The 25,051-nt window shown below is 67.3% G+C and carries 21 protein-coding genes; 13 read left to right on the top strand and 8 right to left on the bottom strand.

The genetic code is table 11. The features are described 5' to 3' along the window. Positions 1–133: 133 nt before the first annotated feature. The 7 genes from AC6LKG_RS14975 to AC6LKG_RS14945 form a co-directional block, all read right to left on the bottom strand. On the bottom strand, positions 134–1,075 hold the full coding sequence (locus AC6LKG_RS14975; RefSeq protein ID WP_498165477.1) for a carbohydrate kinase family protein: 942 nt from the start codon (positions 1,073–1,075) through the stop codon (positions 134–136). 12 nt (positions 1,076–1,087) lie between these two features. After that, complete coding sequence (locus AC6LKG_RS14970) at positions 1,088–2,440, bottom strand: DUF3426 domain-containing protein (protein WP_498165475.1); 1,353 nt, start codon at positions 2,438–2,440, stop codon at positions 1,088–1,090. 23 nt (positions 2,441–2,463) lie between these two features. Next, positions 2,464–3,390 (bottom strand): 50S ribosomal protein L11 methyltransferase, encoded by a 927-nt coding sequence (gene prmA / locus AC6LKG_RS14965; protein WP_049071128.1) that lies wholly within the window; start codon positions 3,388–3,390, stop codon positions 2,464–2,466. Between the two features lie 101 nt (positions 3,391–3,491). Then, positions 3,492–4,838, bottom strand: coding sequence for an acetyl-CoA carboxylase biotin carboxylase subunit (gene accC, locus AC6LKG_RS14960; protein WP_006388604.1), 1,347 nt, complete (start codon positions 4,836–4,838; stop codon positions 3,492–3,494). A gap of 9 nt (positions 4,839–4,847) precedes the next feature. Next, on the bottom strand, positions 4,848–5,309 hold the full coding sequence (gene accB, locus AC6LKG_RS14955; protein WP_498165474.1) for an acetyl-CoA carboxylase biotin carboxyl carrier protein: 462 nt from the start codon (positions 5,307–5,309) through the stop codon (positions 4,848–4,850). Positions 5,310–5,397: 88 nt separating this feature from the next. Beyond that, a complete protein-coding gene (aroQ, locus tag AC6LKG_RS14950) occupies positions 5,398–5,832 on the bottom strand; it encodes a type II 3-dehydroquinate dehydratase (RefSeq protein WP_049071124.1) in 435 nt (144 codons plus the stop codon). Positions 5,833–5,921: 89 nt separating this feature from the next. Next, positions 5,922–6,458, bottom strand: coding sequence for a TlpA family protein disulfide reductase (locus AC6LKG_RS14945; protein ID WP_498165473.1), 537 nt, complete (start codon positions 6,456–6,458; stop codon positions 5,922–5,924). A gap of 98 nt (positions 6,459–6,556) precedes the next feature. Between AC6LKG_RS14945 and mpl the strand changes: the two genes are divergently transcribed. The 13 genes from mpl (at position 6,557) to AC6LKG_RS14880 (ending at position 23,724) form a co-directional block, all read left to right on the top strand. Beyond that, positions 6,557–7,927 (top strand): UDP-N-acetylmuramate:L-alanyl-gamma-D-glutamyl-meso-diaminopimelate ligase, encoded by a 1,371-nt coding sequence (mpl, locus tag AC6LKG_RS14940; RefSeq protein ID WP_498165471.1) that lies wholly within the window; start codon positions 6,557–6,559, stop codon positions 7,925–7,927. A gap of 45 nt (positions 7,928–7,972) precedes the next feature. Beyond that, a complete protein-coding gene (locus tag AC6LKG_RS14935; RefSeq protein ID WP_498165469.1) occupies positions 7,973–8,575 on the top strand; it encodes a YqiA/YcfP family alpha/beta fold hydrolase in 603 nt (200 codons plus the stop codon). A 68-nt stretch (positions 8,576–8,643) separates the two neighbouring features. Further along, the gene (locus AC6LKG_RS14930) at positions 8,644–10,551 is read left to right on the top strand and encodes a ribonuclease catalytic domain-containing protein (protein WP_498165468.1); all 1,908 of its coding nucleotides are present in this window, start codon (positions 8,644–8,646) and stop codon (positions 10,549–10,551) included. A 1,108-nt stretch (positions 10,552–11,659) separates the two neighbouring features. Beyond that, on the top strand, positions 11,660–12,331 hold the full coding sequence (locus tag AC6LKG_RS14925; protein ID WP_498165466.1) for a response regulator transcription factor: 672 nt from the start codon (positions 11,660–11,662) through the stop codon (positions 12,329–12,331). Beyond that, positions 12,318–14,804: a sensor histidine kinase gene (locus AC6LKG_RS14920; RefSeq protein ID WP_498165464.1), complete on the top strand. Its 2,487-nt coding sequence runs from the start codon at positions 12,318–12,320 to the stop codon at positions 14,802–14,804. The genes AC6LKG_RS14925 and AC6LKG_RS14920 overlap by 14 nt, the downstream gene beginning before the upstream one ends. 187 nt (positions 14,805–14,991) lie before the next feature. Further along, positions 14,992–16,089: an ABC transporter substrate-binding protein gene (locus tag AC6LKG_RS14915; protein ID WP_498165462.1), complete on the top strand. Its 1,098-nt coding sequence runs from the start codon at positions 14,992–14,994 to the stop codon at positions 16,087–16,089. Positions 16,090–16,226: 137 nt separating this feature from the next. Beyond that, on the top strand, positions 16,227–18,005 hold the full coding sequence (locus AC6LKG_RS14910) for an ABC transporter permease (protein WP_498165461.1): 1,779 nt from the start codon (positions 16,227–16,229) through the stop codon (positions 18,003–18,005). Further along, positions 17,998–19,086: an ABC transporter ATP-binding protein gene (locus AC6LKG_RS14905; RefSeq protein ID WP_498165459.1), complete on the top strand. Its 1,089-nt coding sequence runs from the start codon at positions 17,998–18,000 to the stop codon at positions 19,084–19,086. Before AC6LKG_RS14910 ends, AC6LKG_RS14905 begins: the two co-directional genes overlap by 8 nt. A 38-nt stretch (positions 19,087–19,124) precedes the next feature. Continuing rightward, the gene (locus AC6LKG_RS14900) at positions 19,125–20,024 is read left to right on the top strand and encodes a TonB family protein (protein WP_498165458.1); all 900 of its coding nucleotides are present in this window, start codon (positions 19,125–19,127) and stop codon (positions 20,022–20,024) included. Further along, positions 20,021–20,884: a shikimate dehydrogenase gene (aroE, locus tag AC6LKG_RS14895; RefSeq protein WP_498165456.1), complete on the top strand. Its 864-nt coding sequence runs from the start codon at positions 20,021–20,023 to the stop codon at positions 20,882–20,884. Before AC6LKG_RS14900 ends, aroE begins: the two co-directional genes overlap by 4 nt. Before the next feature lie 4 nt (positions 20,885–20,888). Continuing rightward, positions 20,889–21,623 carry a monofunctional biosynthetic peptidoglycan transglycosylase gene (gene mtgA, locus AC6LKG_RS14890; protein ID WP_498165455.1) on the top strand — a complete coding sequence of 245 codons (735 nt, stop codon included), beginning with the start codon at positions 20,889–20,891 and terminating at the stop codon, positions 21,621–21,623. Positions 21,624–21,715: 92 nt separating this feature from the next. Beyond that, positions 21,716–22,894, top strand: a complete 1,179-nt coding sequence (lptG, locus tag AC6LKG_RS14885) for an LPS export ABC transporter permease LptG (RefSeq protein ID WP_498165454.1) — start codon at positions 21,716–21,718, stop codon at positions 22,892–22,894. After that, the gene (locus tag AC6LKG_RS14880) at positions 22,891–23,724 is read left to right on the top strand and encodes a symmetrical bis(5'-nucleosyl)-tetraphosphatase (protein WP_498165452.1); all 834 of its coding nucleotides are present in this window, start codon (positions 22,891–22,893) and stop codon (positions 23,722–23,724) included. Before lptG ends, AC6LKG_RS14880 begins: the two co-directional genes overlap by 4 nt. A 215-nt stretch (positions 23,725–23,939) precedes the next feature. Here the strand turns inward: AC6LKG_RS14880 and AC6LKG_RS14875 are convergent, their stop codons facing one another. Further along, on the bottom strand, positions 23,940–24,686 hold the full coding sequence (locus tag AC6LKG_RS14875; protein WP_498165530.1) for a transposase: 747 nt from the start codon (positions 24,684–24,686) through the stop codon (positions 23,940–23,942). Between the last annotated feature and the right edge of the window lie 365 nt (positions 24,687–25,051).

Raw genomic sequence — 25,051 nt, 5'->3', positions numbered from 1 at the left:
AACACACTGAAACGCACCGCCACGGGCGGAAAACCAGTTGGCGGCACAGCCGCGACGGAAAGATCGCGGCCGGTTTCGCGACGGCAATTCGACCATGTCGGCACGCCCGGGTTCCCGAGGAGCCGGGCGGGAATCAGGCCGGCAGATGGATGCCGTAGGCTGCGTGCAGCACCGCGTCGATCTCGGCACGCGAAGGCGCATGGTTCTGCGGACCGCGCGAGGCAATCTTGATGGCGCCCATGACATTGCCCAGGCGGCAACTGTCTTCCCAGCCCCAGCCGCTGGTCAGGCCGTAGAGCAGGCCGCCGCGCTGGGCATCGCCGCAACCGGTGGGATCGACCACCTGCGCGGCGCGCACCGGTTCGATCTGGATGGCCTTGCCTTCGGTGAGCAGCGTGGCGCCTTCGGCGCCGCGCGTGACGACCACGGCCTGCAGCCTGGTGGCGATGTCGGCCATGCTGCGGCCGGTGCGCTGCTCGACCACCCCGGCTTCGTAGTCGTTGACGGTCAGGGCCTGTGCCAGGCCCAGCATGCGTTCCAGGTCGGCGCCGTCGAACAGCGGCATGGCCTGGCCCAGGTCGAAGATGAAGGGGATGCCGCGCTGGTGCAGGCGCTCGGCGTGGGCGAACATGCCTTCCTTGGCATCCGGGGCGACGATGCCCCAGGCGGCCTTGGCATCGCTCAGGTCGTTGCTGGCCGAGAACGACATGGCGCCGGGGTGGAAGGCGGTGATCTGGTTGTCGTCCAGGTCGGTGGTGATGAAACACTGCGCGGTGAAGGTTCCGGGCACGACCTTGACGCGGCTGACGTCGATGCCCAGGTCGGTCAGGCGTTCGAGGTATTCACCGGCGTCTTCGCCCACGGTGGCCACCGGCACCGGCTTGCCGCCCAGCAGATTCATGTTGTAGGCGATGTTGCCCGAGCATCCCCCGTATTCCTTGCGCATGCTGGGCACCAGGAATGACACGCTCAGGGATTGGATGCGGTCGGCCAGGATGTGCTCTTTGAAACGGCCTTCGAACACCGCGATGGTGTCGAATGCCATCGAACCGCAGACCAGGACAGGGGTTGCCATGAATGTCATCCTTCAGGGAAAGAATTTGTCGAGTTGGTAGCCGTTGACCTGGACACCGGTCACTTCAATCGGCACGGAGATCTTCAGTTCGCCCGCCGGCGCGAACGGGCCCCGCAATTGCTCGGGAGTGAGGTAATTCTCGGGCATCAGCACCCGCCGCACCACCACCGTGTCCGACAAATCAGTCAGGTCCAGCACCAGCGCCGGCCAATGCTGCGGTTTGTCGTAGCGGTTGCGCAGCACCAGGTTCAGCACCAGCCGCGTGCGGCCATCGTCGATGGCGGCCGCGCCCGCGGGCGGCTGCAGCGATGACGCCGAGATGGCAATGCGTTCGATGCGGCGCGCGTAGCCGACCGTGCACCCCAGCGGCTGGCAGGCGGCTTCCAGCGCGGGCCGCAGGACCGGCACCGAATTGGCGAGGTCGATGCGGTACACATACAGCAGTTGCAGGCCCAGCGCGAGCAATCCGGCCAGGCAGGCATAGCCCCACAGCCTGCGCAGCAGGCCGCGGCGCTCCTGGCGGTCCTGGTCGAGGAATTCGGGTGGTGCGCGGCCGACGTCGGTGGCGCTGGAGTAGCGCGTGCGCAGGTCGCCCAGGATCGGTTCGGACCCGCCGTCATCGAGATCGGGCTGCCCGTCGTCCGCCTCGCCGCGATGGCCGTGTTCGCCGTCGGCAGCCTCGCCGCCGGCCTGCGCATGCGGAGGGGTCGCGCGCACCACGAACACCGGTTCGGCCGGACGCTGGTTGCGCGGTGCGTCCCAGCGCGCGGTCTCGCGCCGCGCCACGATGGGTTCGTCACGCGGCCCGGCCGGCGCCTGCCAGCGCGGCGCATCGTCGTAGCGGTCCAGGTCTTCGTTTTCGTCATCGTCGTCATCGCCCTCTTCGGCCAGCGCGGCGTCGGGTTCGATGCGGCGGCGGATGTCATCACGGCCACGCAGCACGGCGGGGGGTACGGCTGGCGGTGCGGCGAAGGGCACGGAGGGCGCGACGGGCGTCGGCGCGCCGGCGTCGCGATGGGTCGCGCTCTCCGGTGCGTCCGGCATCCCGGGCAGGTCATCCCACGGGGCAATGGCGCCTGGCTCGGCGGATGGCGCAAGCGCGCTCGGCGGCGGCGCCAGCACCGGGGCGGCGACCGCCTGCGGCACCGCGCTCGTCGGCGGCGCGGCGGGCGCAATCCGCGGCGCGGCGGCGGCCGGCTTGGGCGCTTCCGAGGCCGGCACGCCCGCGGCCGGCAACAGGCAGGCGCGGCCGTCGAACACGGTGGCGCAGGCGCCGCAGCGCACCAGGCCATTGCGGACCCGAAGCTGGTCGGGCACCACCTTGAATGACGTGCCGCATTGCGGGCAGCGGGTGGTCAGGGCCATGGCGCGATCCGGCGGAAACGGGTTCAGGCCTTCTGGCCGTGCAGGCAGACCCAGCCGTCACGGGCGCGCCAGACCGACATGGCGATCCAGGGCGCGTAGGCGGCCGCGACTTCCTCGGCCTGCCGTTCCAGCACGCCAGACAGCACCAGGTGACCGCCGGCAGCGACGCGGCCGGCCAGCATGGGCGCCAGCACCTTCAGCGGGTTGGACAGGATGTTGGCCACCACCACTTCGAACGTGCCGTCGGCCAGGCCGTCGGGCAACATGGCCTGCAATTCGACGTGGTTGACCTCGGCGTTGAAGACCGTGCTCTGCACCGCCTGGGCGTCGATGTCGACGGCCTGGGTCGGGCCGGCGCCCAGCTTGCGCGCGGCGATGGCCAGGATGCCCGAGCCGCAGCCGTAGTCCAGCAGGGTCGCGCCCTTGGGCAGCTCGGCTTCCAGCCAGGCCAGGCACAGGTGCGTGGTCGGATGGCTGCCGGTGCCGAAGGCCAGGCCCGGATCGAGTTCGATATGGATGGCGCCGTCCTCGGCCGCGGCCGCTTCCAGGCCAGGGACGTCCGGGCTGTCGCGGTGCCAGCTGGGCACGATCCAGAGGCGTTCGGCGATGTGGATGGGGCCGAATTGCGATTGCGTCAGGCGCACCCAGTCGGCGTCCGGCACGTCGCGCAGGCTCCAGCCGGCGAACAGCGCCGGGTCCAGCTCGCCCGCGGCGGCGGCTTCTTCCATGATCTGCGCGGGATCGGCTCCATCCGGCAGCAAAGCCACGACGCGATTGCGTTCCCAGGCCTGCACGTCGGGCTCGGTGCCCGGCTCGCCGAACAGCGGACGCTCGTCGTCGGTGCCCAGGTCGGCGTCCTCGACGGACACCGACAGCACGCCGGCTTCCAGCAGGGCGTCGGACAGGGCCTCGGCTTGCGCCTCCTGGCAGTGGAGCACGAGTTCACGCATGATGATTCTTCCATCTGGCCAACGGGCCGCGGCATGCGCCGCGGCCCGGTCAGCCGGTTAAGGCAGTAAAAAGGGGGCCAAGGCCCCCTGCTATGCGCTGGTCAGGGACGCTGGGCCAGCTTGTTTTCCAGATAGTGGATGCTGGTGCCGCCTTCGACGAAGCGGGCATCCTGCAGCAGTTCACGGTGCAGCGGGATGTTGGTGGAAATGCCTTCCACCACCATTTCCGACAGCGCGGTGCGCATGCGCGCCAGGGCCTGGTCGCGCGTGTCGCCGTAGGTGATGACCTTGGCGATCATCGAATCATAGTTCGGCGGCACGAAATAGCCGTTGAACGCGTGCGAATCGATACGCACGCCCGGACCTCCCGGCGTGTGCCAGTTGGTGATGCGGCCAGGGCTGGGCACGAAGCGGAACGGGTCCTCGGCGTTGATGCGGCACTCGATCGCGTGGCCCTTGAAGGTGATGTCGCGCTGGCGCAGCGTGAACTTCTCGCCGGCGGCGATCAGGATCTGCTGCTGCACCAGGTCGACGCCGGTGATCAGCTCGGTGACCGGGTGTTCGACCTGGATACGGGTGTTCATTTCGATGAAATAGAACTCGCCGTTTTCATACAGGAACTCGAACGTGCCGGCGCCGCGGTAGCCCATCTTGCGGCAGGCGTCGGCGCAGCGGTCGCCGATGCGCTCGATCAGGCGGCGCGCGATGCCGGGGGCCGGCGCTTCCTCGATGACCTTCTGGTGGCGGCGCTGCATGGAGCAATCGCGCTCGCCCAGCCACACGGCGTTGCGACCGCCGTCGGCCAGCACCTGGATTTCCACATGGCGCGGGTTCTCGAGGAACTTCTCCATATAGACTTCCGGGTTGTTGAACGCGGCGCCCGCTTCCGAACGCGTCATGGTGACGGCGTTCAGCAGCGCGGCCTCGGTGTACACCACGCGCATGCCGCGGCCACCGCCGCCGCCAGCGGCCTTGATGATGACCGGATAGCCGACTTCGCGCGCAACGCGGATGATTTCCTGCGGATCGTCGGGCAACGCGCCTTCGGAACCGGGCACCACCGGCACGCCGGCTTCAATCATGGCGCGCTTGGCGCTGACCTTGTCGCCCATCAGGCGAATGGTGTCGGGGCGCGGGCCGATGAAGACAAAGCCGCTCTTTTCGACGCGATCGGCGAAGTCGGCATTTTCGGACAAGAACCCGTAACCCGGGTGGATTGCCTCGGAATCCGTGACTTCGGCCGCCGAAATGATGGCCGGCATGTTGAGGTAGCTTTCACGCGACGGCGCAGGCCCGATGCACACGGATTCGTCGGCCAGGCGCACGTACTTGGCTTCGCGGTCGGCCTCGGAGTGCACCACCACGGTCTTGATGCCCAGCTCGCGGCAGGCGCGCTGAATGCGCAGGGCGATTTCGCCCCGGTTGGCGATCAGGATTTTTTCGAACATTTTCAGCTATCAGCCAATGACGAACAGGGGTTGACCGTACTCGACGGGCTCGCCGTTTTCGACCAGGATTTCTTTGATGACGCCGGACTTGTCGGCTTCGATTTCATTGAGCAGCTTCATGGCTTCAATGATGCACAGCGGATCGCCTTCCTTGACCGTGGCGCCCACGTCGATGAACGGCGCGGCGCCCGGGTTCGGCGAACGGTAGAAGGTGCCAACCATGGGGGCCTTGACCACATGGCCCTGCACCGCAGGAGCGGCCTCGGCAGCGGCGGCGGGCGCGGCGGCCGGAGCCGCGGGCGCGGCCGGCGCGACGGCGACGCCGGCTTCCGGTTGGTGATAAGCCACCGGCTGCAGGGTCTGCGAGAACTTGACGATGCGAACCTTGCCTTCGCCTTCGGTGATTTCCAGCTCGGCGATGCCCGATTCAGCCACCAGGTCGATCAGGGTTTTGAGTTTTCGAAGGTCCATAGAAGCTGCTTCCCGAGATAGTGTCGGCAACGTCCCGGTGTCCGGGTCCGCGCCATATAAGATGTAAAAGCTGAGAGTTGGTGCGAGATCAGTGCCGCACTGCGTAACGCAGAGCCGCTTCGTAGCCATCCGCGCCCAGGCCGCTGATGAGGCCTACCGCCAAGTCGGACAGATATGAGTGATGCCTGAAGGGCTCTCGCTTATACAGGTTGGACAAATGTACTTCAATAAATGGGATCGCGACCCCAGCCAGCGCATCGCGGATCGCGACGCTGGTGTGCGTATATGCCGCCGCGTTGATGATGATGAAATCGGTGCCGTCTTGCCGGGCCGCCTGAATGCGGTCAACCAGCGCGCCTTCATGATTGCCTTGCCACGCGGTCAGCGTGGCGCCCAATTCACCGGCCAGCCGCTCCAGGCCCTCGTTGATCTGGGACAGCGTGAGGCTGCCGTAGATGTGAGGCTCCCGGGTGCCGAGCAGGTTCAGATTCGGGCCATGCAATACCAGTATGTTTTGCGCCATGCGCTTGCCAATGAGTGGATTGCCAATTGTTGGCAAAACAGCCGATAAACCAGCTTTTTACGCCAATTCCTACTATTTGTCCAACAGACTTACGCCTTAAAACCAGACAGTGTCTGGCTCAAGTCATCAGGCTGGATTTCGCCCAGTATCTTCCGGTTAATGCTGCCATCTGCATTGAAAACAATGGTAAATGGCAATCCGCCGCTCGGGTTTCCTAGCTTGCGCAGGGTATCGACAGCCCCGGCTCCCATCACCCACAAAGGGTAGGAAACCTGTACTTTCTCGACAAATTTTTGCATGTTGACCGCTGAATCAACGCCAATACCGACAAAACGGACATGTGGGTATTTTTTCTGCAAGGCGTCGAGCTCGGGCATTTCCCTGACGCACGGCGCGCACCAGGTTGCCCAGAAATTGACCACGATGGGCTGGCCATTCCAGGCGGCCAGCGACTGCGTCGCGCCGTGCAGATCGGGCAAGCGCAGTTGCATCAGGGCAGCGACGGGGTCCTCGGCGGCGGGCGCCGCGGGCGCGGACGGGGGCTGGTTGCGGCCCAGCAGGGTGTAGCCCCCCGCGACCGTGGCGGCCACGGCCACGGCGGCGGACAGGAGTAGGCGTCGATTCATGGCGCGATCATAACCGCTGCGGCCGGTTTGCGCCGCAAGCGCCGGCGCGCCGGCATGACGGCTGCCTATCTATACAATGCAGGACAGGAGAGTTTTCAATGCACCTGCACATTCTTGGCATCTGCGGTACGTTCATGGGCGGCCTGGCGCTGATCGCGCGCGCCGCCGGCCACAAGGTCACCGGTTGCGATGCGGGCGTCTACCCGCCCATGAGCACCCAGTTGTCCGAACAGGGAATCGAACTGATCGAAGGCTTCGGCCCCGAACAGATGGCGCTCAAGCCGGACCTGTACGTGATCGGCAACGTCGTCAGCCGCGGCAACCCGCTGATGGAAGCCATTCTGGAAGCCGGCGCCCGCTACGTGTCCGGGCCGCAATGGCTGGGCGACAACATCCTGCCCGGCGCTCACGTGCTGGCGGTGGCCGGCACCCATGGCAAGACCACCACCAGCTCGATGCTGGCCTGGATCCTTGAAGCGGCGGGCCTGGCGCCCAATTTCCTGATCGGCGGCGTGGCCACCGACCTGCGGGTGTCGGCGCGCTACGACCCGGCGCGGCGCCCTTTCGTGATCGAGGCGGACGAATACGACACGGCGTTCTTCGACAAGCGCTCGAAGTTTGTCCACTACCGCCCCCGCACCGCCATCCTGAACAATCTTGAATACGATCACGCTGACATCTTCCCCGATCTGGCGGCCATCGAAACCCAATTCCACCATCTGGTGCGCACCATTCCAGGCTCTGGCCGTATCATCCGCCCGACGCAATCCGACGCGCTGGATCGCGTGATTGCGCGCGGATGCTGGTCTGAAACCGTCACGTTCGGCGTCGATGGCGCCTGGCAGGCCGACGCCCCCGACGCCGATGGCGCTTTCGCCGTGCGGCGCGACGGCATCGACGTCGGCACCGTGCGCTGGGCCCTGGGCGGCGAGCACAACCGCATGAATGCCCTGGCCGCGCTGGCCGCGGCCGACCATGCGGGCGTGCCGGCCGCCGAAGGCATCGAGGCCCTGAGCCGTTTCGGCGGCGTCAAGCGCCGCATGGAACTGCGCGGCACGGTCAACGGCGTCAAGGTCTATGACGATTTCGCCCATCACCCCACCGCCATTGCCACCACCCTGCAAGGCCTGCGCCGCCAAGTGGGCGCGGCGCGCATCCTGGCGGTGCTGGAGCCGCGTTCCAACACCATGAAACTGGGCGCCATGGCCGCGCGCCTGCCGGATGCGCTGCGCGATGCCGACCTGGTGTTCTGCTTCGGCGCCCGTTCCGGCAAGCACGCGCTGGGCTGGAATCCGGTCGAAGTGCTGGCTCCCCTGGGCGAGCGCGCTTCCAGTTACGATGATATCGACGCCCTCGTGGCCGCCGTGACCGGCGCCGCACGCCCCGGCGACCAGGTGCTGGTGATGAGCAACGGCGGCTTCGGCGGCATCCACGGCAAGCTGCTGGCCGCCCTGGCGGCGCGCGGCTGAGGCGCCGCGCCAGCGCCCCAGGCAGCCCCTCCGGAAAGGCACGAAATGATCCTTTACCTGCACGGCTTTCGTTCCTCGCCGACTTCATTCAAGGCCCGCATGATGGCCGAGGCCATGGCTGCCCGCGGCCTGCCAGCCGCTTGGGCCTGTCCGCAACTGCCGGCCAGCCCGCGCCAGGCCATCGAGCTGGCGCAGGGTATCGCCCGGCGGCAACTGGCCGACGCCGCCGATCCGCGCGCGCTGACCGTGATCGGCTCGTCGCTGGGTGGGTTCTACGCCACCTGGCTGGCCGAACAGCTCGGTTGCCAGGCGGTGCTGCTAAACCCCGCGGTCGAGGCCGCGCGCGACCTGGCCACCCAGGTTGGCGAGCACCGCATGTATCATTCCGACGCGCCGTTCATGTTCCTGCCGGAATACGTGGAGGAACTGGCCGCACTGCGTGTCGACCGCATCAGCCAGCCGGAACGCTATTTCCTGGTGGCCGCGACCGGCGACGAGGTGCTGGACTGGCGTGAAATGCGCGATCGCTACGCGGGCTGCCGCCAGCGCATCGTTCCCGGCAGCGATCACGGCCTGTCAGATTTCGCCGACTGGATGCCCGAGGTGCTGGAATTCGCCCTTGGCTCCGCGCCGACCGGTCCCAGATAACTCACTACACTCTTATATATATAGCTGCGCAAGGCGGCGCTTGCGCGCCGCCCAGGACGACCCTCACCATGTATGTGTTTTACGAAGACGACGGCAGCTTCAAGGCCGGCCATATCCTGTCCGAAACCGACGCCAGCCTGCAGGTGGAGTCCGAATCGGGCAAGCGCAGCAAGATCAAGCGCGCCAACACCCTGTTCAATTTCGCCGCGCCCGAACCGGCCGCGCTGATGGCCCAGGCCGCCGCGCTGGCCGATACCCTGGATCTTCAATTCCTGTGGGAATGCGCGCCCCAGGAAGAATTCGATTCGCCCGCGCTGGCGGCCGATTATTTCGGCCATGCGCCCACCCCCGTCGAACAGGCCGCGCTGCTGATGCGCCTGCATGGGGCACCCGCCTACTTCCATCGCCGCGGCAAGGGCCACTACCGCCCCGCCCCGCCCGACATTCTGGCCGCCGCCCTGGCCGCGCTGGAAAAGAAGCAGCGCCAGGCGGAACAGCAGCAGGAATGGGTCGACGAGATGGCCGCCGGCCGCCTGCCCGAACCCATCGCCCAGGCCGCCGAATCGCTGCTGATCCGCCCGGACAAGAATTCGCAGCAATGGAAGGCGCTGGACGCCGCCTGCGCCAAGCTCGGCAAGAGCCCCGACCGCCTACTGCTGGAACTGGGCGCCTGGCCCCATGCGCTGGCCTTGCACAAGCGCCGCTTCCTGGCGGTGAACTTCCCGCGCGGCCTGGCCTTCCCCGAGCTGGAACTGCCGCCGATCGACCGCGAACTGCCGCTATCGGACGCCGAGATCTACTCGGTCGACGACGTCACCACCACCGAGATCGACGACGCCCTGTCGGTCTCGACGCTGCCCGACGGCAACCTGCGCGTCGGCATCCACGTGGCCGCGCCCGGCCTCACCGTGACGCGCGACAGCGAGTTCGACAAGCTGGCGCGCGCGCGCCTGTCGACCGTCTACATGCCGGGCGACAAGATCCCGATGCAGCCCGACAACGTCATCAAGGCGTTCTCGCTGGACGCCGGCCGCGAGGTGCCGGTGCTGTCGCTGTACGTGACGGCCAACCCGGAAACCGGCGAGATCATCGAATCGGACACGCGCCTGGAGCGCGTGGTGGTGCGCGAGAACCTGCGCCACAACATGCTCGACGCCCAGGTCACCGAAGAGAGCCTGAACGACACATCCACCGAGCTGCCCTACGGCCACTGGCTGCGCCCGCTGTGGAAACTGGCGCAGGCCCTGTCGGCGCAGCGCGAGAACGTGCGCGGCAAGCCCGAGAACAATTCACGGGTGGAGTACAGCTTCTACCTGGACGGCGACCCCGACGATCCCGACACCCCGGTGCGCCTGGTGCCGCGCCAGCGCAACGCGCCGCTGGACCGGATGGTGGCCGAGTACATGATCCTGGCCAACAATCTGTGGGGCGGCCTGCTGAACCAGCACGGCGTGCCCGGCATCTACCGCTCGCAGCAGGCCGGCCGCGTGCGCATGAGCACGCAGGCGCTGCCGCACGAGGCCATCGGCGTGCCGCAGTACGCCTGGAGTACGTCGCCGCTGCGCCGCTACGTGGACCTGGTGAACCAGTGGCAACTGATCGCCGCGGTCGAGCACGGCGTCTCGGCGCGACTGGTGGCCCCCTTCAAGCCGCGCGACGCGGACCTGTTCGCGATCATCGGCGCGTTCGACGCGCAGTACGCGGCCTGGGCCGAGTTCCAGAGCGCGATGGAGCGCTACTGGTGCCTGCGCTGGCTCAAGCAGCACAACATCAGCCGCACCGTGGCCCACGTGCTGCGCGAAGACCTGGTGCGCTTCGCCAACTGCCCGCTCGTCACCCGCATCGGCGGGATGCCCGAGCTGGAGCGCGGGACGGCGGTGGAGGTGGAGATTCTGGGGATGGATGAGTTGTCGCTGGAGTTGGACTGCCGGTATGTGGGGCAGGTGGGGCCGGCGGCTGAAGAGGCTGCTGCTTAGGGTGGCGGTTGCTTGTCGATAGGCTTGTCTGCTGGCGTCGTGGCGGTCTTTCCTAGGCCGCCCGTCTGGCAGGCGGCCCGGGCGGCGGGCGCCCACGATTGCGGTCCGGAGCGTTCGCTCCGGACTTCCCCTTCCTCATCCTCGTGGCCGCCTGCCGGCGGCTGCCTTCGGATTCCGTCGGGCGCATCGAGGTTGCCCGCCGCCCGGGCCGCCTGCCAGACGAGCTACGTTTTTCTTGGCCGGTGGCGCTGCAAGAGCGAGGAAACTTCACGAGATTGCTGATGCCCGTTGCGGGTGGCCGCGCGGGCGGCCGCCCGCAACTTACGCGGTGTCTTGGCTTGGCGTGTTGGCGCTGCGCGCGGGTGGCGGGTTGCTTGCTTGAGGTGCCGTCCAGTCGAGGGGAAGAGAGTGGCGGCGCGCGATGGAGGGTGGCTTGCGCGTGACGGGCTTGGCGCGCGCCTGATACAGGGGAAGAACGGCTGATGGGGAAGAGGTCTGGCGATGCATCGCGGATCCTTCCACGGGAGAAGAACGCCCGATGCATCGCGGATTCCTCCAAGGGAAACGCCTCTGGCATTGCCTCACCGATTCCTCAGCGTCTCACCCGACCTCCCCCCAAATGCCAAAGAAGGCCGCCCACTGAACTGACCCCCAGAAGTTGGACGGTCAGCTAAAGCCCGAAGGCCTGAGCACGGTACTGCACCGGGCTCAGGCCTTTTAGCTTGAGCTTGATGCGGCCGGTTTTGGCGGCTCCGGAAAATCTTCCGTCCCGACTCGGTCTTCCACCAAAACGCCAAGCACACGATTCGCCCCCGCGCCGGTGCAGTGATCACGCTGTAGCCCGTGGCAGCGGCGGCCGGTGGGGCGCGGGGCGTGTAGATGCGCCCGAGGGAAACCGTAGGGAGCCGAAGGCGGACGAGGTTGAGGACGGGGGGGCCGCCTAGGCAAGTCCGGAGCGAACGCTCCGGACCGCAATCGTAGCCCCGCGCCCCGCCGGCCGCCGACGCCACGGGCGGCCAAAAGAACACCACCGCCCCCACGACAGCGACAGCATCAAAGCCTCCCGTTAAACTCCCGAAAAAATCACAATCGATATCGGAGGACGGACATGCGCATTCTGCTGGTTGAGGACAACCTCGACCTGGGCGATGCCGTGGAAAGCAAGCTGCGCTCGGCGGGCCATAGCGTGCAATGGGTGCGTGATGGCGTGGCCGCGCTGCGCTGGGGGCTGGACGAAACCTGGGATGCGCTGGTGCTGGACATCAACCTGCCCGGCAAGGACGGCTTCAGCGTCATCCGCGAACTGCGCGCCGCCGGGCTGGAAGCGCCTGTGCTCGTCATGACCGCGCGTTCCGAGATCGAAGACAAGATCGACATGCTCGACCTGGGCGCCGACGACTACCTCGTCAAGCCTTTCGACCTGCGCGAACTGGAGGCGCGGCTGCGCGCCCTGCTGCGGCGACCCGCCGGACAGACCAGCAGTGTCACCGCCTATGGCAACCTGAGCCTGGACCTGGCCAACCGCCACGTCATGCTCGCCGGCGCGCCGCTGGAACTGGGCCGGCGCGAGTTCCGCTTGCTGGAGATCCTGCTGGGAAAACTGGGCCAGACCGTCGCCAAGGAGCGGCTCATGAACCAGCTTTTCGACCTGGACGATGGCTCGCTCAACGCGCTGGAACTGCTGATCTCGCGGCTGCGCAAGAAGCTGGCCGGCGCGTCCATCGATATTGTCACCGTGCGCGGCGTCGGCTACCAGGCCCGCAGTCATGAGCCTGCCTGAAAGCTTCTCCATCCGCCGCCGCGTCTTCACGCTGGGCGCGGTGCTGCTGGCCTGCGCACTGATCGGCCTGGTGTTCTTCCTGCGCGGCTATGCCCAGCGCGCCGCCGAGCAGGCCTTCGACCGGTTGCTGGCGGCGTCGGCGCTGACCATTGCCGGCTCGGTGCAGATCGAGGACAACGGCGTCACCGTCGAACCGCCCGTGTCGTCCCTGGCCATGCTGTCGGGCAGCGAACGGGTGTTCTACGAAGCCCGCGCCTCCAACGGTCGGCTCATCACTGGCTATGCGGACCTGGCGCCCGGCCTGCCGCTGGCCCAGTCGGCCACGCCGGTGTTCGCCTATCTACGCTATCACGATGAACCCGTGCGCGTCGCCACCGTCGGCCGTCTGGTATCGGCCAGCCGACATGCCGGCTGGGTCACCGTGCGGGTGGCGGAAACGCTGGGATCGCGCGAGGCGCTCGCCGATGAGATCCTGGGCCGCAGCGTGCTGCCGCTGGTCGTCGTGTCGCTGGTGGCGCTGGGCCTGCTGTGGTTCGGCGTGCAGCGCGCGTTCGCGCCCCTGGCCGTGGTCGAGCGCGAATTGCGGCGGCGGGCGCCGGACGACCTGGCGCCGCTGGTCACACCCGTGCCGACCGAGGTGCGGCGGCTGGTCGAGGCCCTGAACGCCTTCATGCAACGTCTGTCGGGCCTCATGGATACCCTGAACACCCTGGTCGCCGATGCCGCGCACCAGGTGCGCACCCCGCTGGCCTCGCTGCGGGCGCAGGCCGAAGTGGCGCTGGACGAAGCCGATCCCAAGCGGCTGCACGAGCGCCTTGGCCGCATCCACCAGAACGCCACCCACGCCAGCCAGCTCATCAACCAGCTGCTGATGGATGCCACCATCACCCATCGCCTGGGCAAGGGCGCGCGCGCGCCGGTGGGCGTAGCCGAGACCATCAACGAAACCCGCCGCCGCATCGGTCCGCTGGAAGCAAGGCGCCTGCGCATCGAGATCGCGCCGGCCGTGCGGCGTGCCCGCATCGCCGGCGACCGCGTGGCGCTGCGGGAGATGCTGCGCAACCTGGTCGACAACGCCCTGCGCTATGCACCCGACGGCACCGTCGATATCCAGGCCACACCCGTGGCGGGCTACCGCGTAGCCTTGACGGTGTCCGACCGCGGGCCCGGCATCGCCGACGACGAAAAGGATGCCGTGCAGCAGCGCTTCACCCGCGGCCGCACCGGCGAATCGCTGCCCGGTTCCGGCCTGGGCCTGGCCATCGTGCGCTCGGTGGCCGTGGCGCATGGCGGTTCGCTATGGCTGCAAGACCGGCCCGGCGGCGGACTGTCGGCGCGCGTCATCCTGCCGCTGGCGCGCCAGCGAGCCGGCCGCGCGATGGCCGCATGGCTCGCCGCCGCCGGCGCGATGCTGGTGTTGCTGGGCACGGCCCCCGGCGCGGTGCGCGCGGCGGATAGCGCGGAGATCGTGACCCGCTACCCGGCGCCGCAACCATCGTCGCGCGTGCTCACCATCGCCGGCCCCACCGACACCCCGGTGGTGGCGCCGCTGATCCTCGGCTTCCAGGCCCAGCGCCCCGACGTGACCGTGGTGTACCGGGAAATGGGCAGCCGCGAACTGTACGAGGCCGCCATCGAGGACCGGCTCAAGGACGTGGACGTGCTGATGAGCTCGGCTTCGGACTTGCAGATCCGCCTGGCCAACGACGGCTACGCCCAGCGCTACGCCTCGCCCTATGCGGCCAGGCTGCCGTCCTGGGCGGTATGGCGCAATGAAGTCTATGGTTTCACTTTCGAGCCGGCCGTGATCGTCTACAACCCCAAGCGCTACACCGAGGCCACCGTGCCGCGCTCGCGCCAGGACCTGCTGCGCACGCTCGAACACGACCGCGCCCGGCTGCACGGCCGGGTCGGCACCTATGACATCTCGCGCAGCAGCGTGGGCTACCTGATGGCGGAACAGGATGAACTGGTGTCGTCGAACTTCTGGGGCCTGGCCAACGCCTTCGGCCAGGTCGGCGTGCGGCTGTCGGCCACCAGCGCCGAATTGCTCGATGCCATCGAGAACGACGAGATGGACCTGGGCTACAACGTCCTCGGTTCGTACGCACTGTCGCGCCAGGCCGCGGGCGCGAAAATCGGCGTGGTGTTTCCGCAGGACTATGTGCTGGTGCTGGCGCGCTCGGTGCTGATCGCGCGGCGCGCCCCGAACCCGGACCTGGGCCGCGCGCTGGTCGACTGGCTGCTGTCGCCGGCCGGCCAGCAAGTGGCTTCGAGCCACGCGGCGCTGGGGTCGATCATGGAAGACACGCCCGGCCGCTGGACCTCGGAGGCGGTGCTGGCGCGCTCGCAGGGCATCGTCCAGCCGGTGGTGCTGTCGCCGGCGCTGCTGGTGGGGCTGGACCAGCGGCGCCATTCGCGCTTCGTGCAGAACTGGATCCGGCTGGTCACCGACACGCCTGAACGGCCGTAGGGCGCGGCGGCCGCTTCCCGCCCCGTTTCGCCGGCGGGCCATCTGCCCCGCGCCCCGCTGCAGACACCGGGATTACCCCTATCGCCACTATCGTCCCATGACAGGACGACGACAGACGCCGAATCCTAAGATGGGCGCCAAGCAGGCCCCTGCGCCTGCCAATACCAATTCCAAACGGAGACAAGACATGCTTGCCAAGTCCAGACTGGCGGCCGCCTGCGCCGCTGCATTCGCCATCGCCGCCGGCAGCGCCCACGCCCAAACGGTTCCCGCGGGCTACCCGGCCGATTATCAGAAGATCCTCGACGGCGCCAAGAAGGAAGGCAAGGTCGTGATCTACTCGACCACCGACACCAAGGCCGCCGGCCCCATCATCAAGGGCTTCGAGGCGCTGTACCCGGGCATCAAGGTCGAATATAACGACATGAACAGCACGGAGCTGTACAACCGCTACATCAGCGAACAGGCGGCGGGCGGCAGCAGCGGCGACATCGTCTGGAGCTCGTCGATGGACTCGGCCCTCAAGCTGGCCACCGACTACGCGCTGAAATACAAATCGCCCGAGGTGGCCAAGTTGCCGGCCTGGGCGGTGTGGAAGGATTCGGCCTACGGCACCACCTACGAACCTGCGGTGTTCATCTACAACAAGCGCCTGGTGCCCGCCAGCGAAGTGCCGACCACGCACGGCGCCCTGGCCAAGCTGATCGCCAGCCAGCCCGACAAGTTCAAGAACAAAGTCACCACCTACGATATCGAGAAATCGGCGGTGGGGTTCATGCTGGCGGTGCAGGACAGCAAGAACGATCCCAAGTACTTCGACACGCTCAAGGACATCGCCAAGGGCGGCCTGGTGGTGCAATCGTCCACCGGCACCATGATGGAACGCGTGTCGTCGGGCGAGAACCTGATCGGCTACAACATCCTGGGCTCGTACGCCGAGACCCGCGCCAAGACCGATCCATCGCTGGGCGTGGCCTATCCGACTGATTATGCGCTGGTGCTGTCGCGCGTGGCCTTCATTAGCAAGAAGGCCAAGAACCGCAACGCCGCCAAGCTGTGGATGGACTACCTGCTGTCGCAGAAGGGCCAGGAAATCATGGCCAACCAGGCCGACCTGGCCTCGGTGCGTGACGACATCGAGGGCGACAACGACGTCGATGGCATGACCAAGAAGCTGGGCGCCTCGCTCAAACCGATCCCGGTCAACGAAACGCTGCTCGACTACCTGGAGCAGAACAAGCGCCTGCAGTTCATCAAGGACTGGCGCGCCGCCGCAGGCAAGTAAGGCTGTCGCCGGTACAGCCGGGGGCCTCGCGCCCCCGGCCGCAAGCACGCGGGAGGGCATCGCGCCGCCGCCCGCCAGGCCGCCCGTGGCCGATGGGTATGCACGACCCGCGTCTATCGAGATAACAGGATTTCCCCATGCAGTCATTGCGCAGAAAATGGCAGTCCCTGCCACGCGGCGTGGTGGTGCTGATCACAGCCTTGGCCATCTATGTGCCGCTGTCGTTCATCATCGTCCAGAGCTTTCTCTCCGCGCCCTTCTTTTCGCCGTCCAAGGTCTTCAGCCTGGACGCGTTCCGCTTCATCTTCGCGGACCCCGATTTCTACAAGGCCCTGAGAAGCGGCTTCATCCTGGCGTTCGGACTGGCCGTCATCGCCATTCCGCTGGGCGGCATGCTGGCGTTTCTGATGATCCGCACCGACCTGCCGGGACGGCGCTGGATCGAACCGCTCATCCTGGTGCCGATCTTCGTCTCGCCGATGGTGCTGGGCTTCGGCTACGTGGTGGCGGCGGGGCCGGTGGGCTTTTTCTCGACCTGGGTGCAGAACATCCTCGGCTTCGTGCCCTGGAACGTGTATTCGTTGACCAGCATCGTCATCATCGCCGGCCTGACGCACGTGCCGCATGCCTACCTGTACATTTCGTCGGCGCTGCGCAGCATGGGCTCGGACGTCGAAGAGGCGGCGCGCGTCAGCGGCGCCTCGCCGTTGCGCGTGATGATGTCGGTGAGCCTGCCCATGGTGCGGCCGGCCATGCTGTATGCCACCGTGCTGCTGTTCTTCCTGGGCCTGGAGGTGTTCGGCCTGGTGCTGGTTCTGGGTGACCCGGAAGGCAACCTGGTGCTGGCGACGTATCTCTACAAGTTGACCAACAAGCTCGGCATTCCCTCGTACCACCTGATGGCCGCGGTGGCCGTGGTGCTGATCTGCATGACGATCCCCCTGGTCATGCTGCAACGCCGCCTGATGCGCACCGCCAACCGCTTCGTCACCGTCAAGGGCAAGGCCTCGCGCGCGCGCCCGCTGCCGCTGGGCAAGTGGCGCTGGGTGGCCGGCGCGGTGGTCGCGTTCTGGCTGCTGGTCACCATCGTGGTGCCGCTGCTGGGCGTGCTGCTGCGCGCCTTCGTGTCCAACTGGGGCCTGGGCGTGTCGCTGTTCGACGTACTTTCGCTGGACGCGTTCCGCACGGTGTTCTCGCAACCCAACCTGATGCGCGCGATCGTCAATTCGGTGGCCATCGGCGTCTTCGGCGGCGCGCTGGCGGTGATCTGCTACACCTTCGTCGGCCTGGCCATGCACCGCAAGCCGGACAACGTCACGCGCTTCATGGACTACAGCGTGCTGGTGCCGCGCGCCGTGCCCGGCCTGCTGGCGGGCCTGGCGTTCCTGTGGGTGTTCCTGTTCGTGCCGATGTGGCTGGACAACGCGCTCGACGCCGACCTGGGCGGCTGGCTGTCGGGCCTGCCGTTCGCCGACTGGGCGCGCGAGAACTTCGTCGAATGGCTGCGGTCGATGCGCAGCACCATCTTCAGCGTGTGGCTGGCCTACACGGTGGTGTGGATGGCCTACGGCCTGCGGCTGATCTCGTCGACGCTGCTGCAGGTGGGCCCCGAACTGGAAGAAGCCGCCCGCAGCGCCGGCGCGCGCCGCGGCCAGGTCACGCGCCACGTCACGGTGCCGCTGGCCAAGTACGGGCTGATCGGTTCGTGGCTGCTGATGTTCCTGATTTTCGAGCGCGAATACTCCACCGGCGTCTACCTGCTGTCGCCCGGCACCGAAACCATCGGCTCGATGCTGGTGTCACTGTGGGCCTCGGGCGCCATCGACATCGTGGCCGCGCTTTCCTTCATCAATATCGTTCTGGTCGTGATCGGCCTGGGCATCGCCCTGCGATTCGGAGTCAAACTTCATGATTGAGCTTTCTGTAGAAGACCTGCACCTGGACTACGGCGACAACCCGGTGCTCAAGGGCGTGTCGATGCAACTGCGCCAGGGCGAAGTGGTGTCGCTGCTGGGGCCCTCGGGCAGCGGCAAGACCACCCTGCTGCGCGCCGTGGCCGGCCTGGAAGGCCCCAAGCGCGGCCGCATCACCATCGGCGATCGCACCGTCTACGACGGCGCCGCGCGCCAGGAGATCCCGGCCGAAGAGCGCAATCTCGGCCTGGTGTTCCAGTCTTATGCGCTGTGGCCGCACAAGACGGTGTTCGACAACGTCGCCTACCCGCTCAAGCTGCGCAAGGTGCCCTCCGGCGAAGTGCGCGAACGCGTGCAGGCGGTGCTGGACCAACTCGGCCTGGGCAAGCTCGGCCAGCGCCATCCGCACGCGCTGTCCGGCGGCCAGCAGCAGCGCGTGGCCATCGGCCGCGCCCTGGTGTACAGCCCGCCCGTGATCCTGCTGGACGAGCCGCTGTCCAACCTGGACGCCAAGCTGCGCGAGGAGGCCCGCGCCTTCCTGCGCGAGCTGATCATCCGCCTGGGCCTGTCGGCGTTGATGGTGACGCATGACCAGAGCGAAGCCATGGCCATTTCCGACCGCATCCTGCTGCTGAACAATGGCAAGATCGAGCAACAGGGCACGCCGCAGGAGATGTATGGCGCGCCGACGACGCTGTTCACCGCCGAATTCATGGGCAGCAACAACCGCCTGGACGGCAAGGTCACTGAAGTGCGTGACGGCCGCGCCCGCATCGAGGGCCGTGGCTGGGCGCTGTGGGGCAAAGCCGGCCAAGGCGTGGCCGCGGGCCAGGACGCCACCGCCGTGATCCGGGTCGAACAGGTCCGCCTGGCGGACGATCCCGACGGCAACCACATCGACATGCCGCTGCTGACCAGCATGTACCTGGGCGACCGCTGGGAATACCTGTTCCGCACCCCCGACGCGGACCCGGCCGACACCCTGGCGCTGCGCGCCTACGGCCCCGAGGGCCGCGAACCCGCGCTCTGCCGCCTGGCACTGCCGGCCGACAAGGTCTGGGTGTTCCCGCGCCCATCGAAGTAAGGTGACGGCGGCGGGCGGAGTGGCTCTACAATGCGTGCGTGCAACGCCTCGCTGACTCCCCCTCCCCGCTGAGCCGGCCGCTGCGGTGGCTGGCCGCGCCCGCCCAGCACTACCTGCGCATCGGCATCGCAATTTCGCTGTTGGTGCACGCTGGCGCGCTGGCATGGCGCTTCGGCGCGCCGGCCCTGTCGCGCCCGCCCGCCACCAGCCTGGAAATCGTGCTGCTCAACGCGCGCAGCGAGACTGCGCCCGACACACCGCGCGCCCAGGCGCAGAACCAGATGAGCGGCGGCGGCAATGCCGAACGCGGCCTGGCCACCACCCCGCTGCCCCGCACCGGCGCCTCGGCCGAAACCATCGTGCTGGAGGCCATGCGCCAGCGCCAGGTCCAGCTCGAGGCGGAACAGGCCCGCCTGATGACCCAGTTGCGGGCAGCCGACAAGGCCGGCGCCGAGCGCCAGGCCGTCAATCCCTGGCCCGACGGCAACGAACGCGGCCAGGACACCGAAGACCAGGCCAGCGTCATCCAGAATGCCCAGGTCGCGGCCCTGGCGGCCAAAGTCCAGCAGTACAGCGCCGAACCGCGCAAGCAATTCGTGGCGCCCTCGGCCGAGGCCTCGCGCTATGCCGCCTATCTGGACGCCTGGCGTACCCGCATCGAAACCGTCGGCACCCAGCACTATCCGGACGAAGCGCGCGGCCGCATCTATGGTTCGCTGCGCATCACCGTCTCGGTGCGCGCCGACGGCAGCATCGCCAATGTCGAAATCGACCAGCCCTCGCCCCACGCGGTGCTGAACCAGGCCGCGCGCCGCATCGTGCAACTGGCCGCGCCGTTCCCGCCGTTCCCGCCCGAGATCGCGCGCGACGCCGACGTGCTGGTCATCACCCGCACCTGGCATTTCGTCAACGACACCCTGGAAACCGAAGCCCCATGACCGAGGCGCCCCCTCTTGCCCGCTATGCCGTGATCGGCAACCCCATCGCGCACAGCCGCTCGCCGCAGATCCACGCGCTGTTTTCCCGCCAGACCGGCAAGCCGCTCAGCTACGAGCGCCTGCTGGCGCCGCTGGACGGCTTCAGTGAGGCCGTGGCCGCCTTTGCCGCCGAGGGCGGCCTGGGCCTGAATGTGACGGTGCCGTTCAAGCAGGACGCCTATGCGCTGGCCTCGGAACACCTGTCCAGCCGCGCCCGGCTGGCTGGCGCGGTCAACACCCTGTCGTGGCGCGACGGCGCCTGGCACGGCTGCAACACCGATGGCGTCGGCCTGGTCTCCGACCTGCTGCGCCTGGGCGTGCGCCTGAACGGCGCCTCGGTGCTGCTGGTGGGCGCGGGCGGCGCCGCCCGGGGCGTGCTGCAACCCCTGGCGCAAGCCGGCTGCGCCGGCATCCATATCGTCAACCGCACCGCCGCCCGGGCGCTGGAGCTGGCCGACGGCTGGCGCGAGACCGGCGCCGAACCGCAGACCCGGGTCACCGCCGGCGGCCTGGCCGACGCCGCCCGGTCCGGCGGCTGGAACCTGGTCATCAACGCCACCGCCAGCGGACTGCAGGATGCCGCCCCCGACCTGCCCGCCGGCCTGTACGCCGAAGGCGCCGTCGCCTACGACATGATGTACGGCGCGCAGCCGACGGCGTTCATGCGCCAGGCCCGGCAGGATGGCGCCGCCCTGGCCGCCGACGGCCTGGGCATGCTGGTGGGCCAGGCGGCCGAGAGCTTCTTCATCTGGCACGGCGTGCGGCCCGACCCCGCCCCGGTGCTGGCCGCGCTGCGCGAGGCGCTCATGGCCGGGAACTAAGGCCATGGCCGCCCGCGGCAAGAGCGGCAAGCGCCGCTCCTGGTTCCGGATCATCACGGGCACGCTGATGGCACTGGCGTGCGCGGTCCTGCTGTACCAGTTCTGGCTGTTCGGACTGGTGGTCTGGTACAACTACCAGAACCCTGGCAGCAGCGCGATCATGCGCGAGGAACTGTCGCGCCTGCGCGATGGCAACCCGGATTTCCAGTTGAAATACGAATGGGTGCCCTATGACAGGATCAGCCGCAACCTGAAGCTGGCCGTGGTGGCGTCCGAGGATTCGAACTTCACCGAACATGACGGCGTCGAATGGGACGCCATCCGCAAGGCCTGGGAATACAACCAGAAACAGGAGGCGGCCGGGCGCAGCAAGATGCGCGGCGGCTCGACCATCACCCAGCAGTTGGCCAAGAACCTGTTCCTGTCCAGCTCCCGCAGCTACCTGCGCAAGGGCCAGGAACTGGTGCTGACCTACATGATCGAACACGTCATGACCAAGGAGCGCATCCTCGAGCTGTACCTGAATGTGGCGGAATGGGGCACCGGCGTGTTCGGCGCCCAGGCGGCGGCCAAGCATTATTTCAACGTGCCGGCGGCCAATCTGGGCACCAGCCAGTCGGCGCGGCTGGCGGCCATGCTGCCCAATCCCCGCTTCTATGACAGCCACCGCAACTCCAATTACCTGAATTCCCGCGTCTACACCCTGACCCGGCGGATGCGGCTGGTCGACATCCCCTGATACACCGGCCGGCCGCCCCGGGCGCATGCCGGCCCACCCCGGCCGGCCGGATTTGTTAAGCTTTCACGTTTAGCGCTTCTTCGCCCTTTTTCATGCGTACCGCACGTCGCTACCTGGCCCGCGAGATCTATCGCTCTTGCGCAGTGGTCCTCCTGGCCCTGCTGGGCCTTTTCACGTTCTTCGCGCTGGTCGACGACCTGGACAACGTGGGCGACAAGTTCTCCATGATGGCGCTGCTGTACATGCAGGCGCTGGCCATCCCGACCCGCCTCTACGACCTGTTGCCCATCGGCCTGCTGATCGGCGCCATCCTGGCGCTGGCCGGCCTGGCCCAACGCAACGAGCTGGTGATCCTGCGGGTATCGGGTGTGAGCGGCATGCGCCTGCTGCGCATGCTCTGGATCGTCACCATCCCGCTGATGATCGGCGCCGCCCTGTTGTCGGAATACGTCACCCCCTGGGCCGAGATGAAGTCCGGCGAGGCCAATCTGATGTTCCGCGGCAAGGCCGGCGGCGACCGCCTGAACAGCGGCTACTGGTTCAAGGAACCGACCGCCAACGGCGGCACCCGCATCATCAACATCGCCGAGCTCAAGGGCGATGGCCAGGTCACCGGCATCACCCTGTACGAATTCAAGAAAGACCTGACCCTGTCGGTGCTGTCGACCGCCCCCACCGGCCTGTTCGCCCACGGCGACCTGGTGCTCAAGGACGTGTCCGAGACCCGGCTGGACGACAAGGCCGCCGAGGCGCTTGCCGACGCCCGCCCGCCGAAGAATCCCCCGGCGGTGGTGGTCAAGGTGCCCGAGCGCACGGTCGACACCACCCTGAACGCCGAACGGCTGCTGGCCCGTGTGCTGACGCCCGAGCGCATGTCGATCGTGACGCTGCTGGACTACGTGGATTATTTGCGCAACAACCAATTGCAATACGGTCGACAGGTCGTCGCTTTATGGCGCAAACTGGCGTATCCGTTCACGTTGCTGGTGATGATCACCATCGCCGCCCCCATCGGCCTGATGCAGACTCGCCGCGGTGGCGTGGGCGCCAAGGTGTTCATCGGCATCCTGCTGGGCGTGGGCTTCTTCATGCTCAACCAGTTGGCGCTGAACGTCGGCATGCTGGGCAAGTGGCCACCCTGGCTCACTGCCCTGGGGCCGAACATCGGCGCCATGGCGCTGGCGCTGGGCGCCATGAGCTACATGGAATACCGCCACACCATCACCCGCATCGTCCAACAACGTTGGCCCTGGAGCAAGAGTCCCGCATGAACGGCAGTATCTGGATGATCGGCGACGTGCAAGGTTGCTGCTCGCCGCTGGATCGCTTGCTGTCCCATCCCGATCTGGTCGGCGACCCGCAATCGCGCTTCTGGTTCGCCGGGGATCTGGTCAATCGCGGACCGCAGTCGCTGGCGACCCTGCGCCGCATCATCGACCTGGGCGAGCGCGCCACGGTGGTGCTGGGCAACCACGACCTGCATTTGCTGGCCGCCGCCGCCGGCGTGCGCAAGCCATCCAAGTCCGACACGCTCGACGAGATCCTGCGGGCGCCGGATTCGGCCGACCTGATCGACTGGCTGCGCTCGCGCCCGCTGGCGCATTTCGAGCAGAACCACCTGATGGTGCACGCGGGCACGCTGGCCAAATGGGACGTGGCCAAGACGCTGTCGCTGGCCGCCGAGGTGCAGGACGCGCTGCGCGGCCCGAACTGGCAGAAGGCGCTACAGAAGATGTACGGCAACGAGCCGGCCACGTGGAAGGAAGACCACAAGGGCGGCAAGCGGATGCGGGTGATCATCAATGCGCTGACGCGCATCCGCCTGTGCACGCCGAATGGCCACATGGAGTTCGCCACCAAGGTGGCGCCGGGCGCCTGGCCGCCGGGCCTGGTGCCGTGGTTCGACGTGCCGAACCGCGCGACACGCAACGTGACGACGGTGTTCGGCCATTGGTCGACGCTGGGCCTGATGCTGCGGCCCGATGTCATCTGCCTGGACACGGGATGCGTGTGGGGCGGGGCGCTGACGGCGTTGCGGTTGCAGGATCGGAAGCTGGTGCAGGTCAAGTGTTCGCAGTTTCAGGATCCGTTGTCTGAGTGAAGGCGCTTGCGGGGCGCTGGTTGCTGGGGCCTTGGTTTTTTTGCTTCTTTGGGCTGCTTCGTAGGTCGCCCCTCGGGCGGGCGGACGGCCACGATGGGCGTCTGTGCATTTGAGCGCGTTGCGGGTGCGCTGCACGCGGGTGGCGGGCGGTTTTCCAATGGTTCCGCACAAACGAGCCTGTCCGTATTTTTGTGGGCGAGGCGTTTTAAAAGTTGTTATCCCCGGGCCGCAGTAAACCGTTCGCCGAACAGGATAGCAAACTGGTTCATGGCGACTTTCCAGTCGAAGGTCGCTCTGACGGACTTGGCCAGCACGTTGCGTAGCGCCAGCCATAGGAGCTTGATGGCGGCCTCATCCGTTGGGAAGTGGCCTCGCGTCTTGATGATCTTGCGCAATTGCATGTTCAAGCTCTCGATGGCGTCCGGGTACATCGCCTCCAGCGGCCGGTTCTGCCAGGCAATCGTCTCGGCCATGACCTCGTCGGTGACCGAGCTGATGAAGTCCGGCGAGACCTCGGTGCCGTAGCTCTCGGCCAGGAACGCCTGGATCTCGCGCACGCTCATGCCCCGGGCGTACATGGCGATGATCCGGTCATCGAACCCGGTGAAGCGTCGTTCGTGCTTGGGGATCAGGATCGGGGCGAAGGAGCCGTCCCGGTCGCGGGGAAGCTCCACGCGCACCGGGCCATGCTCGGTCAGCACCGTCTTGCCGCTGGCGCCGTTGCGCTCGTTGGCCTGGCCCTCGGGCTTGTCCTCGCCTGGCCGATAGCCCAGATGCAGGTTCATCTCGGCGGCCATCGTGCGCTCGATCACCGCCTTCTGGAACGACAGGAACAGGTCTTGAACCTCGCTGGGCGTCATCGGTCCCTTGACCAGATGATCCAGCAGTTCGGCTGGGACTTCAGGCAGCGGCCCACGGGCCGCCGCCTGAGCGGCTGCTGTGCGTCTCTTCTTCATCGGCATATCCATGATCTTTAGTCCTCATGATATGCCCCGCACACAAAATTGCGGATAGGCCCCAATCGCGTCGGATGGGCCTTTTCCACACGCGAGAGCGTCATCATCCCGACGCAAGACACCACGTAAGCCGCAAAAGGCCGCCCGCGCGGCCGGCTTGCGGCGGGCCCCGCAAGACCTTCCCCTACCCCCCGCTGTGCGCCAAAACGCCAAGCACACCGCCCGCCCCTGAGACCGTCATTACGTCTCATCGCGAGCGCGTGGCGGGGTCGGTGGGGGATGGCGGGGCGTGTAGATGCGCCCGGCGGAAACCGAAGGCAGCCGCCGCCAGGCGGCAACGAGGTTGAGCCCGGGGAAGTCCGGAGCGAACG

The organism is Achromobacter sp. 46006, assembly GCF_059761975.1.
This window is presented reverse-complemented; position numbering and strand designations above follow the sequence as displayed.

What these genes read in the sequence shown, in the direction of transcription:
- prmA (WP_049071128.1), bottom strand. Translation starts at nt 3,390, where the DNA reads ATGCGTGAACTCGTGCTCCACTGCCAGGAGGCGCAAGCCGAGGCCCTG.
- AC6LKG_RS14920 (WP_498165464.1), top strand. Translation starts at nt 12,318, where the DNA reads ATGAGCCTGCCTGAAAGCTTCTCCATCCGCCGCCGCGTCTTCACGCTG.
- mpl (WP_498165471.1), top strand. Translation starts at nt 6,557, where the DNA reads ATGCACCTGCACATTCTTGGCATCTGCGGTACGTTCATGGGCGGCCTG.
- aroQ (WP_049071124.1), bottom strand. Translation starts at nt 5,832, where the DNA reads ATGGCGCAAAACATACTGGTATTGCATGGCCCGAATCTGAACCTGCTC.
- AC6LKG_RS14970 (WP_498165475.1), bottom strand. Translation starts at nt 2,440, where the DNA reads ATGGCCCTGACCACCCGCTGCCCGCAATGCGGCACGTCATTCAAGGTG.
- AC6LKG_RS14880 (WP_498165452.1), top strand. Translation starts at nt 22,891, where the DNA reads ATGAACGGCAGTATCTGGATGATCGGCGACGTGCAAGGTTGCTGCTCG.
- mtgA (WP_498165455.1), top strand. Translation starts at nt 20,889, where the DNA reads ATGGCCGCCCGCGGCAAGAGCGGCAAGCGCCGCTCCTGGTTCCGGATC.
- AC6LKG_RS14945 (WP_498165473.1), bottom strand. Translation starts at nt 6,458, where the DNA reads ATGAATCGACGCCTACTCCTGTCCGCCGCCGTGGCCGTGGCCGCCACG.
- AC6LKG_RS14915 (WP_498165462.1), top strand. Translation starts at nt 14,992, where the DNA reads ATGCTTGCCAAGTCCAGACTGGCGGCCGCCTGCGCCGCTGCATTCGCC.
- AC6LKG_RS14930 (WP_498165468.1), top strand. Translation starts at nt 8,644, where the DNA reads ATGTATGTGTTTTACGAAGACGACGGCAGCTTCAAGGCCGGCCATATC.
- accB (WP_498165474.1), bottom strand. Translation starts at nt 5,309, where the DNA reads ATGGACCTTCGAAAACTCAAAACCCTGATCGACCTGGTGGCTGAATCG.
- AC6LKG_RS14905 (WP_498165459.1), top strand. Translation starts at nt 17,998, where the DNA reads ATGATTGAGCTTTCTGTAGAAGACCTGCACCTGGACTACGGCGACAAC.
- AC6LKG_RS14910 (WP_498165461.1), top strand. Translation starts at nt 16,227, where the DNA reads ATGCAGTCATTGCGCAGAAAATGGCAGTCCCTGCCACGCGGCGTGGTG.
- aroE (WP_498165456.1), top strand. Translation starts at nt 20,021, where the DNA reads ATGACCGAGGCGCCCCCTCTTGCCCGCTATGCCGTGATCGGCAACCCC.
- lptG (WP_498165454.1), top strand. Translation starts at nt 21,716, where the DNA reads ATGCGTACCGCACGTCGCTACCTGGCCCGCGAGATCTATCGCTCTTGC.
- AC6LKG_RS14925 (WP_498165466.1), top strand. Translation starts at nt 11,660, where the DNA reads ATGCGCATTCTGCTGGTTGAGGACAACCTCGACCTGGGCGATGCCGTG.
- accC (WP_006388604.1), bottom strand. Translation starts at nt 4,838, where the DNA reads ATGTTCGAAAAAATCCTGATCGCCAACCGGGGCGAAATCGCCCTGCGC.
- AC6LKG_RS14875 (WP_498165530.1), bottom strand. Translation starts at nt 24,686, where the DNA reads ATGCCGATGAAGAAGAGACGCACAGCAGCCGCTCAGGCGGCGGCCCGT.
- AC6LKG_RS14975 (WP_498165477.1), bottom strand. Translation starts at nt 1,075, where the DNA reads ATGGCAACCCCTGTCCTGGTCTGCGGTTCGATGGCATTCGACACCATC.
- AC6LKG_RS14935 (WP_498165469.1), top strand. Translation starts at nt 7,973, where the DNA reads ATGATCCTTTACCTGCACGGCTTTCGTTCCTCGCCGACTTCATTCAAG.